This window comes from Vibrio sp. R10-SG-ISO4 (assembly GCF_059834135.1).
Genome location: NZ_JCBDHJ010000013.1, coordinates 277074 through 294710, shown reverse-complemented (window position 1 = coordinate 294710; position 17637 = coordinate 277074). Strand labels below are relative to the sequence as shown.

Below are 17637 nucleotides of genomic sequence, written 5' to 3'. Positions count from 1 at the left end.
CGTTGATAGAGTAAGCGTCGCGCAGTATGACGTTTACTCTTCTCCTTTACCCACATTTACACGACTTGACCTTACTTGACACCCGGCTTGCTACGCTTAAATTAGCGAGATAGAGGGAGGATGTGTCATGAAACGGGTTCTCGTCGGCATCGCAATGATGACTGCTCTCGTGACGGGGCTATGGCTATTCGCTGAGCCGTCACTATTGAGTTCGTCGCTCATATTTCAATGGCGCTCGGCACTGATTCAGTACTCAGGCATTGTGGCTATCATGTTGATGTCTCTCACCATGGTATTGGCACTGCGCCTAGATTGGGTTGAACAGGTCACGCAAGGGTTAGACAAATCCTACCGACTTCACAAGTGGACGGGGATCGCGGGTGGCGTACTGGCTATCATCCATTGGCTCTTCTATCACCTTCCTATTCAATTGGTCAGTGCAGGGATTCTCACTGCGCCGCAACGCTTTTCTGGCCGTGGGCCTGCGCACCTTGGTAACGACCTACTCTCAAGCTGGATTCTTGAACTTCGTTCAACCGGTCTCGCTTTAGGTGAGTGGGGATTTTATCTGTTGATTGCCTTGATTGCGCTCTCGCTCTGGACCGCCCTCCGCTATCGCCCATTTCGCGTCTCACATAAATTCATGGCTGTGGCCTATTTGATGGTCGCCGCACACTCTGCACTGCTTCTCAAACACAGCTATTGGGGCACGCCAATTTACTTTCTCACCATGGCATTCATCGTGATTGGCGTCTTGGCAGCGTTATACAGTTTGCTGGGGTTGATTGGCCGTTACCATCAATATGATGCGCGGATTAGCCGCGTTCAATATCACCCACTGAGCCGCATTTTAGATCTTGAACTGCATATGCCCACCTCTTGGCCCGGCCATCGCTGTGGACAGTACGCCTATCTTCAATTTGGCCATGAAGATCCCCATCCGTTTACGCTAGTGTCTGGCTGCAAAGGGGATAAAGTGCGATTTCTTATCAAAGAGTTAGGCGATTTCACTACTGGGCTAAATCAGCGTATCAACCTAGGAGATTCGGTTCGCGTCGAAGGGCCATATGGGCATTTTTCACTCCATCAATCCAGCCCACAAATTTGGATCGCTGGCGGTGTCGGCGTGGCACCCTTTGTGGCGGCTTTACACGGTTATGCCGAGCAGCCACCACGCTATCCGGTCTTCTTTTTCTTCAGTTGTCGCGGAATGGATACGGCCATGCTCCAAGAATTGCATCAACTTGCGACACGCAGTGGGGTGACGTTGGAGATTGTCGATACGCGATACCAACCGCGCCTCACCATCGAAGGCTTAGCGCAGCGCTTTGTGCATTTAGACCACTACGATGTCTATTTTTGCGGGCCAGAGTCGATGTCTGCTCAGCTTAAAAATGATATTAAACGCCATCGTTTCGATACCGCGCATCACTATCACGAAGAGATGTATGCGATGCGTTAGCCACCAAATCGTACCGTCACCACTCGCCCGTTCGCGGTGACGGTATTGCAATAAGACCAACCTTGCTGCTTAACCAGCCTATCGGTGAGTTCCAGCCCTAGCCCAAAGCCTAGATCGCTGTCTCTCTCCTGGTCAGTGTCACTGTGGTTTTCAATCACCAATGTGTCACCCGTTTGCGAGATGACCACTTGGCCTTTTTGCGTGTGTTGGAAGGCATTACGCACTAAGTTCGTGATGACGATACGCGTCAGGCCACTGGGCAGTGTCACCTGAGTATCGTCGGTCGACTCAGCAACGGTGACCGCTTTGCCATGCAGTAAATAGTTGAGCTCCTGACGGATCTGAATCACTAACTGGCCGATGGCGAACGAGGTGCTGGGCAAGGCTTTCTCCTCACGACGATTGAGCCACAGTAGGGTTTCGGTGAGATCGGTCATGGTCAGCGAAGCACGCTCAATGCGCGCCAATACCTCACGCTGCTTAGCGGGCTCAACCTGACGCTCGATCATTTTGCCCAGCAGCTCGGTATTGGTTCGCGTGACCGCAATCGGCGTGCGTAGCTCATGGCTGGCATAGCCAAGAAAACGCTTTTCACGCTCGACACTGGCTTGTACCGAGCGCAAGCTCGACTGAATCATCTCGGCGAGCGTATTAAGCTCTCGGTAGTGAAAATTGGGTATCGCCGCATCCAGCTTATCTTCATCCAGCGATTTCGCCCATGCGCCCAACTGTTCAACAGGTGCCGACACATTACGAATAATCATCAGCAACACCACGGAAAAAAGCGCTATCGCACCAATCGCGGTAAAAACGATATAGAAAAATGGCGGCAGCTCATCACGTCTCATCGGCGTGGTGCGATCACGCTCGCCTATCTCTATAGCGGCAAAACGGCGCTCGCCATCTTGCTCAAGCTGCATAACAAAATAGCCTTTCTTCGGCGGACTGAGTAAGGGAATGCCTTCGATGTGTTTGAGTAGGCGGCCATCGGCCAAATCCTCTTGATCAAAATGCTGCGTGATACGGGTGGGTATGTCTTGCCATCGCTTCGCAACCAAGAGGTCATCTTGCTGTGTGACCTGACCCGGCGCAACGTCGAGATGAAACGCTTGAGAATGGACAAAGCCGCGCATGGCCTCATCCATCCCTGAGAAAAAGTAGCTCACCGCAACGCCTGACATCCCGACAATCGCGCTACTGCCCATCGCCACCATCGCCAACACAAAATAGAGCCGTAGACTGCGCCTTAATCGCATACTCGCTCCTCACGTTTAAGCGCAAAGCCTCGCCCCACAAGAGTCTGTATCCGTTTGATTCCACTTTGGCCATCCACCGCCTTGCGAAGGTGGTACATGTGCACTTTCAAGCTGTTGCTGTCGGGCTGTTCATCCCCCCAGACGCTCTGCACCAGTTTGTCTCTCGAGACACTGTTTGGACTGGCGCGCAGTAACGTTTCCAGCAGTTTGTAGCCTATCGGTGTCAGTTTCATCTCCTGCCCATCGCAGGTCGCGGTTTGTGTGGTGAGATCGAGTTCGACTCCTTCCGCACTCAGTAGCGTCACTTCGCCACTGCGCCGACGCGAAAGCACTTGCGCGCGAACGATCAACTCTTCCATCGCAAACGGTTTAATGAGGTAGTCGTCTGCCCCGGCGGAAAAGCCACCCAGTTTGTCGTCCAAGGTATCGCGTGCCGTCAGCATGAGAACCGGCACATCAAGGCCACTGGCGCGCAGTTTCGCGCACACTTCTAGACCATCCATTTTGGGCAAATTTAAATCGAGGATCACCACATCGTAGCGCTGATTTTGTATCAGGTTGAGCCCCGCCACACCATTCGCCGCGTGGTTACACTCAATGCCCTCTAGCGCGAGGTAGTCGATAACCGCAGTGGCCAAATCGAGATCGTCTTCCACCAGTAAACACTGTAAATGGTCGCTTTTCATGCTCTCCTCCACACCCACCATCGATGTTCATTCTTTACATAATAAGGGCTTAGACAATCATAGCCTAGTTCACTTGTTGAGTAACTCGACGTCCCGCTCCACTGATGCGCTGCTTGAGTGCCAACAAGAGCGCTCTGAAATCCTGATCAATCATCAACAGTGATGGCGTTAAGATCAAAGTGATCAAAGTAGCAAACAAGATGCCGTAACCCAGCGCTGCAGCGGCAGGGATCAAAAACTGCGCTTGCATCGAAGTCTCACTCAACAGCGGCGCAAGACCGGCAAACGTGGTCACGGATGTGAGCAGCACCGCTCTCAGTCGACCTGAACATGCCTGTTCAATCGCTTCTGATACCGACAGTTTGGCCTCTTCGACCAGCTTATTGTAACGAGAAACGAGGAGCAAGCTGTCGTTAACCACGACGCCACTTAATGCCAACACCCCATTCAGTGACAAGATGCTGATGGTCAAATCGTTCCACCAGTGACCCAAGATAGCGCCAACAATCCCAAACGGAATGGCGACCATGATGATCAAGGGCTGAACGTACGACTTGAGTGGAATCGCAAGCAGCGCAAAAATGACGATCAGAGCCAGCACGAACGTCGACTCCATTGAGTCGGTGGACTCCTTTTGCTGCTCAGCTTCACCGGTAAAGTCGATTTTGAGCGTCGGATAATCCGCTTTCAGTGTCTTCACCAAGGTGTTTTCAAGTTGTGCGACTAACTCATTCGAGGCGAGGATATCTTTGTCCACCGAGGCACTGACATACACCGCACGTAAGTTGTCGATACGGGTGATCTCTGACGGCTGATAATCCGAGTACACCTTCGCCACCGCCGACAAGGGCACCACAGTACCATCGCTGGTTCGCACGCTTGATTGCGCGATGTCCGCTAGCGTTTGACGCTCACCCTCAGGGTAACGGACCCGGACTTTGACTTCGTCTTTGCCCCGCTGAAAACGCTGTACAATGTCGCCACCAAACGATTGTAAGACTTGCTGAGACAGGCTGGCGGTATCCATGCCCATTGCACGGCCTTGCTCTGTCAGTTCAAATCGATACTGCGGCTCACCTAAATCAAGGTTGTCATCAATACCACTCACCCCGTCAATCGATTGCAGTACCGCTTTCATTCGGTTCCCGGCATCAGTCACAATCTCGTCGCTACTCGCTTTGAGTTCGACTTTAAAGTTGTCCACCATCTCCTGATGAGAGCGAATGCTGAGCTTTTTAACCCCTTCCATGTTACCCGACATCGCCAGCCATGCATCAGCAAACTCATCAATGTTATACGGCGCCTCTGGCGCTAGTTCCACTTGGATAGAGCCTGAGCGGTCGGCCGTGGCCGACACCTGTAGACTGGCAATCGCCGACGTATCGCTCTCGCCTCGCAATTGGGCATCCACCGTAAGCGCATGGCGCTCGAGGGTCAGTAAATTGGTTTCGGTTTGACCAAAACTGACATCGTTGTACATCGACATTTCAGCCGAGACGGTGTCGCCGGCGATGTCTGGAAAAAACGCAACGCGCACGGCGCCGGTGAGCGGCATACCAATCACTAAAATGAATAACGCCAAAAAGCTGAGTACGACGGCATAGCGAAATTGCAGTGCGATTTTAATCAGCGGCTTATACACGCGTTGGTTGAAGCCATTTAACCCTCGCTCCGCGCCGCTTTGAATGCGGTTCCAAATCCCTTTGTTGTCTTTCCGGTGAGTGTCAATATGCGCCAGGTGCGCCGGTAGAATGAACTTAGACTCCACCAATGAGAGCAATAAACAGATGGTCACCACGGTGGCAAATTGCGCATAAATTTTGCCCATGTTGCCATCAATGGCGGCAATCGACAAAAAGGCAGCCACGGTGGTCAGAACCCCAAAGACGGTCGGCGCCGCCACTTTGAGCGTGCCTTTAATGGTGCTCTCTATGGTGTCCCCCTCAGCTCGGCGGGTCGCGTAAATGCTCTCGCCCACGACCACCGCATCATCCACAACAATGCCGAGCGCCATGATGAAACCAAAGGTGGTCATCTCGTTGATGGTCAGCCCAACGAACGAGTCGGTCATAAAAAACAAGGTGCCAAAGAAGACAAAGGGCAAACAAGCTGCGACCCAAAATGCCACGCGCAGGTTAAGAAATAGCGCCAACACAATAAACACCATCGCAATACCGGTGAGCGCGTTGGTGGCGAGCAGTGATAGACGCTCTTTGATCATGGTACTTTTGTCATACCAAGTTTCCATGTCGACATTGTCAGGCAATACGTTACTTGCTCGCCACTGCTCAACCACCTGTTTGGCCTGCTCAACAATGTTGACCACATCACTGCTGTCATCCATCAAAATCTGGATGCCGATGGCATGTTGCTGGTTATAACGGGACAACGAGTAGCTATCTTCTTCGAACGTGTCGCTGACCATGGCAATATCGCCAAGTAGAATCTGTGCGCCTGACTGAGTTGTAATGATGGGAATTTGGCGAAAATCTTCCACTTGATACGCTTGCTCTGACGCTTTGAGGCGCACGGTTTTTTCGCTGTTGCGCAGGCTGGTCGAAATGGCCGTCGCGCTTTCTGCGTTGATGGCATCCGAGACATCCGTGAGTGATAAGCCATAGGCCTGCAAAGCCTGCTCATTCACCTCCACCGAAATCATCCGCTCTAGCTCTGCATTGATAGAGAGATCGCTGATCGCACTCTCACTCAACAAATCGGATTTCAGATCTTGAGCCAAGATCTGCAATGTCGAACGGTCCGCATCGCCATACAGTTGCACCCAAATCGCATGATCCTGACGACGTGCTTTTTCGATGACCGGATTGTCCGCTTCCGCTGGCCAGTTGTTGATGGCATCCACTTCGTTTTTGACATCCGTCAGCAAGGTATCCAGATCGTAACTGCTCTCTTTTTCAATCGACACATAGCTGCCAGTCGAATCCGACGTGGAGGTAATGCGTTTGATGCCCGGTACGGTTTCCAGCGCTTCTTCAATTTTTATCGCGATCCCTTCTTCCGCCTGAACCGGATCGCCACTGTCATAGCTGACAGCAACACTGACCACATCAGGTTCAAGAGTAGGAAATGCCTCTTTACGCAACGAACTGACGGAAAACAACCCCACGATGATGACACCCATCATCAATAAGTTGGCCGCCACTGGGTTGCGAGCAAACCACGCAATCACACCCGTAGAGTGATTCGACTGACTCATAATTTGCCCTCCTCATTAGCCAACACTTTCATGCCGACTTGAAAACTGCTCAACGGACGCATCACCACTTGAGCCGCTTCTTCGCTCAGCGGATCAATATAGACGAAATTGTTGCGCTCAAATCGCTTAGTTGCGGCGGCTTTGACCAAGCTGCCTTGTTGGTTGACCATCCAGACTTCCCCTTGCTGCGAATACGCAGATGCAGGAATTTGCCAAAGGTTATCGACCTCAGGCCCAGTTAAAGTAGCTTTGACAAATGTACCCGGGTACAGCGGAGACGCCTGCTCAAGAGGACGTTCCACTACCGCTATCACTGAACGCTGGCGAGTGGTCTCTGTGATATGTTGGTTAGCGCGATCAACGCGCGCTTGCCATTGGTGTTGGCTTTGACTGTCCGTCAACGTAACTTGCCACTGCGTGACATCACTCTGGCCGTCTGCTTGTAAGGTCAACCACTGCTGCTCCGACAAGGCTAACTCGACTTCAACACGATCCACGCTGTAGAGCGTCGCAATGCTATCGCCAGTCGAGACGTAGCTGCCCGGCTGAATAGAGCGGGCTACAATCAGCGCATCAAATGGGGCACGAATGCGGGTGTCCTCGAGATCTTTTTTCGCAGCCGTGAGGGCTTTTTCTGCGTTATCCAATGCCGCTTTAGCGCTCTCGAGCTGGGGTTCACGTAGCACCAAGGTGGAACTTGGTTCACCGGATAATCCAGAGCGTTGCCACTCTGATTTGGCTTGTTCACCTTCACGCTGCTCTTCTAGGTAGGCAAGCTTTGCCGCCGCGACGTCCGCTTCTGCGCTCGCGACCGCTTGCTGGTATTGCGTATTATCCAGCGTGGCAAGGATCTGACCTTTTTTCACCACTTTCCCCGTTTCAAAATCATCAGCCAAGCTCACCACGCGGCCATTGACCTCACTGGTGAAACTGAGGTTGTATCTCGGCTGCGACTCAGCGTAGCTGGTGATTTGCGCCTGATAGCGGTTAGCTTGAGTGGTCTGTACCGCAACTTGTGACAGCACGCGACTGGCCGATGCGCTTTGCTCTGGTTGTACCCTTTGCGCTTCCTGCGCGGGGGTCTCTCCAGGGCCCTTGGGCGGCGCCAGTTGGCTTCCATTGTAGGCAACAGCGGCAAAAATCGAACCCGCGGCAACCAGCGTCACGGCTAGGGTCAGTGCATTTTTTTTCATCAAGATACTCCTAGGCCTAGCGCGAGGCCCAAATCAATTCGGTTTAACAATCGCTGGTACGTGGCGCTCGTGAGTTGCGCTTCGATGTCGTAGGCTTGCTGCTGAACAGTGAGAAGGTCAAAAATATCCACCAGCCCCTCTCGATACTTTTGTTCATAACTTTCGACGCTACGGCGCGCGCTCTGTAACGCGCTCTCGAGATATTGCTGCTGCTTCTCCAAAGCATGTTCTTGGCCGACAGCGGTTTCTACTTCACTTACGGCATCAAGGAGTGTCTGTTGGTAAACCCAGTAGGTTTGCTCGGTGGTCAGCTCGGCCAACTCCGCTTGAGATTTCAACTTACCACCTTGAAAAATCGGCGCTGAAATCTGACCCAACACGCTCCACACAGGGTTGGTGAGTAGCGCCTCACTCGGGGTTTGCGCTAGGTCGGTCAAACTGGCTGAAAGACTAAATGAGGGCAACATCGCTTTGTAAGCGGCATCGGTGCGCAGTGCTTCCGCTTCAATGTTGTAAAAGGCTTGCTGTAAATCAGGTCGACCAGCCATGTTTTGTACGCCCAGACTGTCGAGCGGATTGAGCACCGTCGCAAATACCGTCGGCACTTCGTCCCCGCTCAATTGAGGGGCACGCAGCCCAGTGAGCAGTGCTAAGTTGCGCTGACTTTGGGCCAGGTTCTCTCGATATTCCGCCACGGTCGCGCGCGTGGAAGAGGAGTTGGTTTTTGCACTGTCGATCTCTTCTAGACTGCCTAGCCCAACTTTGTAGCGCTCTAGCACCAGCACTTCGTTGTTTTCGAGAATGTCCAAGCGTCGCTGCTCTATATCCAACAGTTGTTTATTGACGCTGATTTCAAGCCAGCCCCGCATCACGTTGGCCGCAAGCAGATCTTTTGCCGCCTGCAAGCTCGCCTGTGTGGCGGCGATGTCTCTCTGCGCGGCGGCGCTGCTATCCGCCAATTGACGCCAGATATCCAGCTCCCAACTGACATTAAGCTCACCCGTGTAGCTCTCATCGCTGCCTTCTGTTTGCTCACCAGACAACCCAGCACTCAGTGTCGGCCATTGGTCCGCCGCGGTGATACCGTGCTGCGCATACGCCATTTTCAGGGCAACAATACTTTGTTGAAGGCTGGGATTATTCTCCATGGCCGCCGCTAAATAGGGCGCTAGCGCTGGAATGTTCACCAAATCGGTGATCGCCTGCAAAGGCTCATCACTTGGTGACTGTTCATCCACCAACTTGCTGACTAGCTGTTCAATGGCCAGCTCATTGCTGATTTGCGCTTGGTCTACGTAATCGGTGCGATTGCCTGAGCTGCAGCCCAGAAGGCTCGCCACGACAAGGCTGATTAAGGTTGTTCGAAAGGTCATGCTTACATCTCTCCCATCTGATAACGGTAAGAGTAAACAAGGCGGGGTTAAGAGAGGGTTAAGATACAAAAAAAGAGCAGGCGATGCCTGCTCGATAGGGGAAGGTGAGACTTAGATTACGCCACTTTCGTGTCGCGGGGAGCCATACCTTGTAGCTGGTTGTCGAAAAACTCTTCGTGCAAGGCACAAATCGCCGCTTTGTACTCCTTATCACTGACGACAAACTGCACGTTGACGTTACGCATCGACGAGTGCAAAGCGTAAGGCGTAATGTCAGCGTTCATGAGGGCGCTCACTCCTTTCGCTAACGCTTTGTTGGTATCGATTTGCGAACCAATCACCGAAATCAGCGCCACCATTCGGCCTTTGATTTCTGAATTCGGATAGCGTTTTTCCGCTTTGTACAACACCTTGTTCAGGCTATCGCTGTTACCGCCCAAATAATAGGTAATAGAGTTGGCGTTCATCTCTTTACCAATCAAGCTGACATGGGCATCCGAGATGATCTCCATCAGCTCGTAGCTGAAGTTGTCTGCTTCGCCGACCATGGATTGGTCAAAGAGATGCAGCGCAAAGACCTTCTGCTTACCGGCGATAATTTCCACTTTGTCCGCCGTCGGCTGGAACTGGTTGGAAATCAGAGTACCACGATGCTCAGGCTCAAACGTGTTCTTGATTTGCAGCTCAATGCCGCTTTCACGCAGCCCTGCCGCAGCATTCGGGTGAATGGCTTCCATCCCGAGACTTGCCAACTGATCCGCCACGTCATAGTTAGTGTGGCCAATTGGCAATACTTTCTCAGGGCCAACGACGCGAGGGTCCGCCGAGCTAAGGTGATACTCTTTGTGGATAATGGCGAGATCCGCATTGGTCAGTGTGGCGATGCGGCTAAACGTCATCTCGCTGTAGCCACGATCAAAAGTCGACATCAGGCCGTCTTTACATGACGCATAACCCGTGACGATGGGGAGCTCTTGGCTGACATCAATCTCTTTAAAGGCGTTGAGGATATTCTCATCTAAGCTCTCGACTTTGTCAGAGCTCCAGCCTGAGAGGTCAACAAAACGCGCTTCAATGCCCATATTTTTCAGTTTTAATGCCGTGTTAAATGCACTGTGCGCTTCACCTATTGACGCCAAAAATTCACGTACTTGAGGCAAGTAGTGGCGCAAAGTGAACTGGCCGTATTGGCACGTTTCCAGAATATTTGAGATGCAGTTGCGCGCCTCAGAAATACGCGAGCGAATGAACTTGTCCGCGCGCATCCGGTTCATGGGGTCGGCAAACATATGCTCGTTGGTCAGCAGCATGCGCTGCTCAACCTCTGCCAATGCATCGCTCCAGCTGTCATCGCGTTTCGCGATCAGCTGATACACCCCAGGTTTGCTGGTCTTTTTACACTCCAGCAGCGCATCCGTGATGCCGCCATACGCGGACACCACAAACACTCGATTATAGAGGTTGTCCCGGTTGGGACGCAGGATTATGTTTTCTAGCACGGCATCAAATGCCGTCATTGAGGTACCGCCGATTTTCTCTACGGTATAAGTCATAATATCGCCTTTCGTTCGATTTAATGGTTAGGATTAGGTGCGTTGTTCCTGCTCATTGCCCCTAATCTGCGATGGGATAGACCCCTTTTTCATCATGCACTTCTGCGCCTGTCAGTGGCGGGTTGAAGACACAGGCCATCACCATGTCGGCCCCTTTGTAGGCGCGCAGATAATGCTCATCGTGCTTATCGAGGATGTACAATGTGCCCGGCTCAATGTGGTATGTCTTACCACCGACGACTTCAATTTCACCTTTACCGCTCATGCAGTAGACAGACTCCAAGTGGTTTTTGTAGTGAATGTGCGTTTCGCTGTCTTCGTAAATCGTCGTGATGTGGAAAGAAAAACCCATGTTGTCGTCTTTGAGCAACATACGCACGCTTTCCCAATTATCCGTCGCGATACGACGTTCACTATCACGACATTCATCTAAGGTTCTGACTATCATTCTCTGTTCCTTTTCATTTTCTTTTTCTGCCAACCGAATGGGGTCGGTACGACGTTGTTTTGAACTTAAGACGCTTGCTTAAACTGCTTAACCGCGACCCGTTGAACCGCCTCTTCAAAGATGCGCAGACCTTGTTCTAATTCTTCTTCTGTGATGGTCAGTGGGCAGAAAAACTTCACCACTTCATCGTCAGGTCCTGCTGTCTCGATCACCATGCCGAGCTCAAAACAGTGCTTAGCAATCTCGCTGGCAATGTCGCCGTTGACACACTCAATACCTTGCATCATGCCGCGACCTTTCACTTGCTCAAACAAGTTAGGGTGACGCTTCAAGCTGCGAGTAGTCACTTGCGTCACTTTGTCGGCGCAGTTTTTCACGTGGGCTTCAAACTGTGGATCGGCCCAGTAGGTCTCAAGCGCTTTCGCTGCGGTGACGAAAGCATGGTTGTTACCTCTAAACGTACCGTTGTGCTCACCAGGCTTCCAAATATCCAGTTCCGGACGCAGCAGTACGACGGCCATCGGTAAGCCGTACCCACCAATCGACTTCGAGAGCGTCACGATATCTGGGGTGATCCCTGCAGGTTCGAAACTAAAGAAGGTGCCCGTACGGCCACAGCCCGCTTGAATATCATCAACAATCAATAGAATACCGTTGGCTTTACACAGTGCATCGAGTTTTTGTAGCCAAGCGTTAGAGGCCACATTCAACCCCCCTTCACCCTGTACGGTTTCAAGCAGTACAGCAGCAGGTTTGTCCATACCGCTTGAGTTATCTTGCAGCATGGTTTCAAACAGTTTTAAGCCATCAATATCGGCATAACCATCAAATGGAATACGCGTCACTTGGCTCTGCATTTGGCCCATTTCTTGGCGGTGATGCTGGTTACCCGTTGCAGCCAGTGCGCCAGCAGTACAGCCGTGGAAACCGTTGGTAAAGGCGACAATCGAGCTACGTCCTGTCACTTTACGCGCCAATTTGAGCGCGGCTTCTACCGCGTTTGTGCCCGTTGGGCCAGTAAACTGCAGTTTGTAGTTGAGTTCACGCGGCGCAAGGATGATGCGATTAAACGCGTCAAGAAACGCCGCTTTGGCGGTGGAATGCATGTCTAAACCATGCGTGATGCCATCAGATTCGATGTACTCCAACAAGGCCATTTTTAGTACCGGGTTGTTGTGGCCATAGTTCAATGAGCCCGCACCGGCTAAGAAATCGAGATAGCGCTCGCCCCCTTCAGTTTCTAGCCAGCAACCTTTGGCTTTGGTGAATACCACCGGAAAGTTGTTTGAATATGAACGTACTTTTGATTCTTGCTTATTAAAAATATCCATAATAAGACCGTTTGGGTTCCTCAATTATTTATTGGGACGAGTGTGCGTGAGCACGAGAAAGTGGGATGCGATACAAATACTCAGTATCGTGCTCCCCTTTAAAATGGGTGTTTTGGTCCAAGAAAACCGAAATCTCACCGCGCTTGCCATGACGTTTGTCCAGCTTTTCGAACAACATCCACGACGCCGTATTGTTCTTTGTTATCGTCGTTTCTATCGCGTTGATGTCGGACAAGGTGTCGCGAGCGAGCAGGCGGTCTAACATTTTCGAAGCGATGCCTTTACCTCGGTGATCGCTCGATACCGCCACTTGCCAAACAAACAGCACATCTGGCTGTTGTGGCTTGCGGTAGGCAGAGATAAATCCAGCCACCTCATCATCAATCTCAACCAAAATGCAGGTGTCCGCAAAGTGGGTAGACTGAAGAAAGTTACAGTACGAAGAGTTAACATCCAGTGGCGGACAATCTTTGATGAGTTGGAAAATCTGGTCGCCATCGGTATCACTCGGCTCTCTAAACCGCCACGTTGGGCGTTGGGGTTGTGTAATTTCCGGATACATAACCCAGGGCGCTGACGTAATCATGTGCAGATACATTTCCTTTGAACTCTAATTAAATTCGCCATTATTATGAGCAAAATCGGGCACCAAAAATCAAATCTGGCGCCGAATCAACCGCATTTTTGTGATTAAAATCACATAAACCCAAATTGCACATAAAGTTTAACAATGGTTAGTGCACTAAATTATTTCATTCGGAGTATCATGTCGCGCGCGTCTATGATTAACTAAGCTTATATTTATCTTAAGTGACTCGATTGGAACCCCCGATGATTCGAACCCTAATTAGTTTTCTCATGCTCCTCTCACTGAGTTTCCCTACCCTCGCGGAGCAAGAAAAATACTCCGACTCCGAGATGCTCGATCGCCCGCTAATGGAGCGCTATATCCTCGATGAGCTCAAAGCTCTGCGCCAAGACCAACAAGATTTAGAGCGCCGCTTGGTGGTTCAAATTACCGACCGAGAGCTCGAAGTGGCCGACAAATCCCTCAACTACGCCAACGTCACCGTGACCTACTTTTTCTACATCATCGCCGGTGTCGCGTCGTTGATTGCCTTTGTTGGTTGGCAATCTCTGCGAGAGTTCAAGCACAACACCAAAGACATGGCCGACAAGCGACTCGATGCGATTGCCAAAGAGTACGAGAAGAAATTCAGTGCACTGGAACGCGATCTAAAACGTAAGACGCGCGTGATCAGTGAAAACAACAAAGAGATTGAGAAGATCAATGAAATCCACAACTTATGGCTAAGAGCGCAAAGTATGCCGACCGCCGAGCAGCGAATTGATGTGTATGATGAGATCTTGACCATGCGACCGGGCGATCTTGAAGCGCTGACCTACAAGGCGGATGCAGCGATGGAAATTCGCGAGTACCACTGGGCGTTGAGTCTGTGTAATCGTGTCCTTAACCTCGACAACAATAATGGCCCTGCACTCTATCAGCGTGCTTGTGCCTACTCTCGTTTGGGGATTGAAGAGCAGGCAATTCTGGATTTGGAATTAGCGATTGAATCAAGTCCTTCGATTCGAGAATTGATCAATACGGAGCCGGATTTGGAGGGGCTACATGGCAACCCACGCTTTGATGCCCTGCTCCTCGATGAGCACCACTAAGCTTGATAGATTTCCAGCGGTAAACCATCGGGATCTTGAAAGAATGTGAAGGCTCTACCTGTGAACTCATCCACTCGGATGGGTTCCACCTCTACCCCTTGCTCTGTTAAATATTGCCCGTACGCCTCAACGTCATCCACCACAAAGGCTAAATGACGCAATCCTCGCGCTTCAGGTCGGGTTGGTCTTTCAGGCGGTGATGGAAAGGAAAAGAGCTCAATTTGACCACCACCAGGCAAAGCCAAATCCAGTTTGTAGGAGGCTCTTTCCGCTCGATAGTTTTCCGCGATCACTTCAAATCCTAACACCTGAGTGTAGAACGCTTTCGACGTCGAATAGTCAGAGCAGATAATGGCGACATGGTGGAACCCTTTGATAGACATCAGTCATTTTTCCTTATTTTTTCAGTGTCCTAGAAAGATTATGGACGATTGCGTCCAAAGTGATTGGACAGGATGACACTTTTTCCATTCATAGACCGCGCTTATAGTAACGCCATCGCTTCGCTGCCTCAACGCAGCGCAGAAAACCTTTTGATAAGCGGGCCAAGTGGTGGTTGACCATTGTGAACATCAGCCCTAGTCATCAGTACAACATAGACAATTTAGGAGCCAACATGACTCACCCAATCATTCAAGATTTGAACTCTCGTTACACCGCGAAAAAATACGACCCGAGCAAACGTATCTCGGCAGAAGATATGGCGGTGATCAAAGAAGCATTGCGTTTATCGGCCTCGTCAATCAACTCTCAACCTTGGAAGTTCATCATTGTTGAGTCTGACGAAGCGAAGCAGCGTTTTCATAATACGTTCGCGAACATGCACCAATTCAACCAACCGCATGCGACCGCGGCCTCACACACCATCTTGTTTGCTTACGATCCTAAGTTCACCAAGGAGAAGTTCGCCAAACGTGTTGACGCTGAAGTTACCTCGGGCCACCTACCTGCTGACATGTACGATGCGTTTATGGGTGCCTATGCGTTTGCTGACATGAACACCGATGAGACCGGCTTCAATGGTCACTGGACCAAAGCCCAAGTCTACCTAGCCCTGGGCAATATTCTTCACACCTTAGCTCGCCTTGGCATTGATTCTACGCCAATGGAAGGAGTGGACCCGGCATTGATTGGTGAAGAGTTTAAACAAGAGCTCGACGGTCACGTGGTAGAAGTCGCACTTGCGATGGGTTACCACCTAGACGGTGAAGACTATAACCACGGCTTGCCTAAAGCGCGCTTGGCGCTAGACGATGTAATCACCACGTTGTAAGGCATCAAAATGACTGAACAACCCGTTACTGTCGTCGCCAATGTGATCGCCAAAACGAACGATATTGAACAGGTAGAAGGCGCTCTGACCAAGTTAGTGACGCAAACTCGCAAAGAAGTAGGGTGTATTTGCTACGATTTGCACAAAAACAACGACAATCCTGCCCATTTCGTTGTGTATGAAATCTGGCAATCCGAGCAAGCACTTCAAGCGCACGCCGCCAGCGCGCACTTTCAAGCCTACGGCGCCGAAGTTGAGGGCATGGTGGAGCGTTTCTCCGTCGATAAGATGACGAAAATCGCTTAAGTCTCGCCCAACAAGCAGGCAAATTCAGATGATAAACATCCCCCGCCTATCCATTGATAAGCGGGGGATTTTATTATTTGTTAACAGTCACGAGGCGGTTACTCTGTTTGAGTGGTTAGCAACGTCGATTTACGGCGCTTGGCGACTCTCAAAGCGATACCGACCAACATCACCAAACCACAGACACCGTACACCTGCATTACCGTCGGGTCATTGGAGACAAAACCTACATTCGAGAACATCACATACGCACCCAACACCATGTATAAGATGATCGCTGACGCTTCAAAGCGAAATGCCCACGGTGTCACGTCCATTGACTCGTTGATAGGCATCTCGTACTCGGTGTCACGAGGAGCAATACGGCCAATGATGAACATCAACGCCGTACAAACAACAAATAGAATGGCCAGTTGGTGCAGGAAGTGAATCGGCGTATCGAACACCAACTGCATGGCCCCGTAGGATGACACAAACACCACCAATGCCACTTTCGCCGCCAGTGCAGGCACACGTTTAGAGATGTAACCGACAAATACGATAGTAAAGATCGGCACACTAAAGAAGCCCGCAACCATCTGCAAGTATTGGAACAAACCTTCCGGTGCGTACATGATAAATGGCGCGATGCAAACCGAGACGATAGCAATCAACACACCAAACACACGTCCTTTGCCCACCAGCTCCTCGTCGCTTTTATCTCTGCCAAACAAAGGTTTATAAACGTTAAGTGCAAAAAGCGTGGTTGAGCTGTTGAGTACCCCGTTGAAGGTACTCAATATCGCACCAAACATGACCGCAACAAAGAACCCCACCAATGGCTTAGGCAACACTTCATTGACAAGGCGCGTGTACATTGAGTCTGGATTGCCTGCATCGGCGCCAAACATGTGAAACGCAATGATACCGGGAATGATCAAAAACAGCGGCGAAATGACCTTAATCGCACCGGCCAAAATCACACCTTTTTGACCTTCTTTGAGGTTTTTTGCGCCCAATGCACGTTGAATGATCGATTGATCCGTTCCCCAGTAGTAAAGGTTCACCAGCAACAAACCCGTAAATAGGGTTGAGAACGGCAGTGGATCGCTTTCGGTACCGACCGATTGCAGCTTCTCTGGCGCCGCCGTTAGTAGAATATCCAACCCTTCGGCAAAGCTGCCACCACCAAGCACCATTAAGCCAAACACTGGGATCATCAATCCCCCAATAATCAGCCCAACACCATTGATAGTATCAGCGATCACCACCGCTTTCAGGCCACCATAAATAGCATAGAAAAATCCGAGTACACCTATGGTCGCGGAGATCAACGCAATCGAGCCAAACTCAGAAATACCAAGCAAACCTTGCACATCAAAGATCTCACCCAATACCACTGCGCCAGCGTACAAGGTGGTCGGGAGAATGTTAATCACATATTGGCAGAGGAAGAGTAAGGTAACGAACTTTTTCACCGACATGTCATAGCGGCTTTCGAGAAAGTCCGGAATGGTGGTAATACCTTGTTTAAGGTATCGCGGGACCAGCAGTAGCGCGATGATCACCAAGGTGACACCGGACGCGACTTCCCACCCCATCACACTCATATTGTGGGTATAGGATTGGGCACTCATGCCGACAAAACTGGTGGCGCTGAGGTTAGTCAAAATCAGTGAGCTAGCAATCAACCCACCGGTCAGGCTTCGTCCACCGAGGAAGAAACCTTCTTCAGAATTGTTCTTATCGTTACGCACTTTGTTGTAGGTAAATACCACCACAAAGCCCGTAAACAGCAAAAACGACAGCAGTACGGTTATAGACATCTTGTTTCCTTCATTATTGAAATATTCTAATTAGCGCTTGGGGATCGCTTTTTCGTT

Annotated in this window: 15 protein-coding genes; 4 read left to right on the top strand and 11 right to left on the bottom strand. The window is 50.8% G+C overall.

The genetic code is table 11. The annotated features are described in order from the left end of the window. The first annotated feature begins 127 nt into the window (after positions 1 to 127). The gene (locus tag AC6R03_RS07865; RefSeq protein WP_500630887.1) at positions 128 to 1462 is read left to right on the top strand and encodes a ferredoxin reductase family protein; all 1335 of its coding nucleotides are present in this window, start codon (positions 128 to 130) and stop codon (positions 1460 to 1462) included. Here AC6R03_RS07865 and AC6R03_RS07860 read toward each other — a convergent pair. The 9 genes from AC6R03_RS07860 to ectA all read right to left on the bottom strand — a co-directional run bounded on the left by AC6R03_RS07860 (position 1459) and on the right by ectA (position 13102). After that, complete coding sequence (locus tag AC6R03_RS07860; RefSeq protein WP_500630888.1) at positions 1459 to 2718, bottom strand: sensor histidine kinase; 1260 nt, start codon at positions 2716 to 2718, stop codon at positions 1459 to 1461. The two genes, AC6R03_RS07865 and AC6R03_RS07860, sit on opposite strands and share 4 nt — an antisense overlap. After that, entirely contained in the window at positions 2709 to 3404 is a 696-nt protein-coding gene (locus AC6R03_RS07855) for a response regulator transcription factor (RefSeq protein ID WP_500630889.1), read from the bottom strand. The genes AC6R03_RS07860 and AC6R03_RS07855 overlap by 10 nt, the downstream gene beginning before the upstream one ends. Before the next feature lie 64 nt (positions 3405 to 3468). Continuing rightward, the gene (locus tag AC6R03_RS07850) at positions 3469 to 6618 is read right to left on the bottom strand and encodes an efflux RND transporter permease subunit (RefSeq protein ID WP_500630890.1); all 3150 of its coding nucleotides are present in this window, start codon (positions 6616 to 6618) and stop codon (positions 3469 to 3471) included. Next, complete coding sequence (locus AC6R03_RS07845; protein WP_500630891.1) at positions 6615 to 7811, bottom strand: efflux RND transporter periplasmic adaptor subunit; 1197 nt, start codon at positions 7809 to 7811, stop codon at positions 6615 to 6617. Before AC6R03_RS07845 ends, AC6R03_RS07850 begins: the two co-directional genes overlap by 4 nt. Continuing rightward, positions 7811 to 9184, bottom strand: coding sequence for a TolC family protein (locus AC6R03_RS07840; RefSeq protein ID WP_500630892.1), 1374 nt, complete (start codon positions 9182 to 9184; stop codon positions 7811 to 7813). The genes AC6R03_RS07845 and AC6R03_RS07840 overlap by 1 nt, the downstream gene beginning before the upstream one ends. Positions 9185 to 9300: 116 nt before the next feature. After that, positions 9301 to 10737 carry an aspartate kinase gene (locus tag AC6R03_RS07835; RefSeq protein WP_334553273.1) on the bottom strand — a complete coding sequence of 479 codons (1437 nt, stop codon included), beginning with the start codon at positions 10735 to 10737 and terminating at the stop codon, positions 9301 to 9303. A 61-nt stretch (positions 10738 to 10798) separates the two neighbouring features. Continuing rightward, positions 10799 to 11185 (bottom strand): ectoine synthase, encoded by a 387-nt coding sequence (locus AC6R03_RS07830; protein WP_334553271.1) that lies wholly within the window; start codon positions 11183 to 11185, stop codon positions 10799 to 10801. A 65-nt stretch (positions 11186 to 11250) separates the two neighbouring features. Continuing rightward, positions 11251 to 12516 carry a diaminobutyrate--2-oxoglutarate transaminase gene (ectB, locus tag AC6R03_RS07825; RefSeq protein WP_487902757.1) on the bottom strand — a complete coding sequence of 422 codons (1266 nt, stop codon included), beginning with the start codon at positions 12514 to 12516 and terminating at the stop codon, positions 11251 to 11253. Between the two features lie 28 nt (positions 12517 to 12544). Further along, on the bottom strand, positions 12545 to 13102 hold the full coding sequence (gene ectA, locus AC6R03_RS07820) for a diaminobutyrate acetyltransferase (protein WP_487902758.1): 558 nt from the start codon (positions 13100 to 13102) through the stop codon (positions 12545 to 12547). A 272-nt stretch (positions 13103 to 13374) separates the two neighbouring features. On the opposite strand from ectA, the gene AC6R03_RS07815 reads away from it, so the two are divergent. Beyond that, positions 13375 to 14196, top strand: coding sequence for a tetratricopeptide repeat protein (locus AC6R03_RS07815; protein WP_420378219.1), 822 nt, complete (start codon positions 13375 to 13377; stop codon positions 14194 to 14196). On the opposite strand, the gene gloA2 is transcribed toward AC6R03_RS07815, so the two are convergent. Continuing rightward, complete coding sequence (gene gloA2, locus AC6R03_RS07810) at positions 14193 to 14579, bottom strand: SMU1112c/YaeR family gloxylase I-like metalloprotein (protein ID WP_487902759.1); 387 nt, start codon at positions 14577 to 14579, stop codon at positions 14193 to 14195. The genes AC6R03_RS07815 and gloA2 overlap by 4 nt on opposite strands. Positions 14580 to 14812: 233 nt before the next feature. Here gloA2 and AC6R03_RS07805 point away from each other — a divergent pair, with 233 nt between their 5' ends. Then, on the top strand, positions 14813 to 15469 hold the full coding sequence (locus AC6R03_RS07805) for a nitroreductase family protein (protein WP_500628203.1): 657 nt from the start codon (positions 14813 to 14815) through the stop codon (positions 15467 to 15469). Between the two features lie 9 nt (positions 15470 to 15478). After that, entirely contained in the window at positions 15479 to 15775 is a 297-nt protein-coding gene (locus AC6R03_RS07800) for a putative quinol monooxygenase (RefSeq protein WP_500630893.1), read from the top strand. 98 nt (positions 15776 to 15873) lie between these two features. Here AC6R03_RS07800 and AC6R03_RS07795 read toward each other — a convergent pair whose 3' ends face one another. Continuing rightward, positions 15874 to 17580, bottom strand: a complete 1707-nt coding sequence (locus AC6R03_RS07795; RefSeq protein WP_500630894.1) for a solute:sodium symporter family transporter — start codon at positions 17578 to 17580, stop codon at positions 15874 to 15876. Positions 17581 to 17637: the final 57 nt, after the last annotated feature.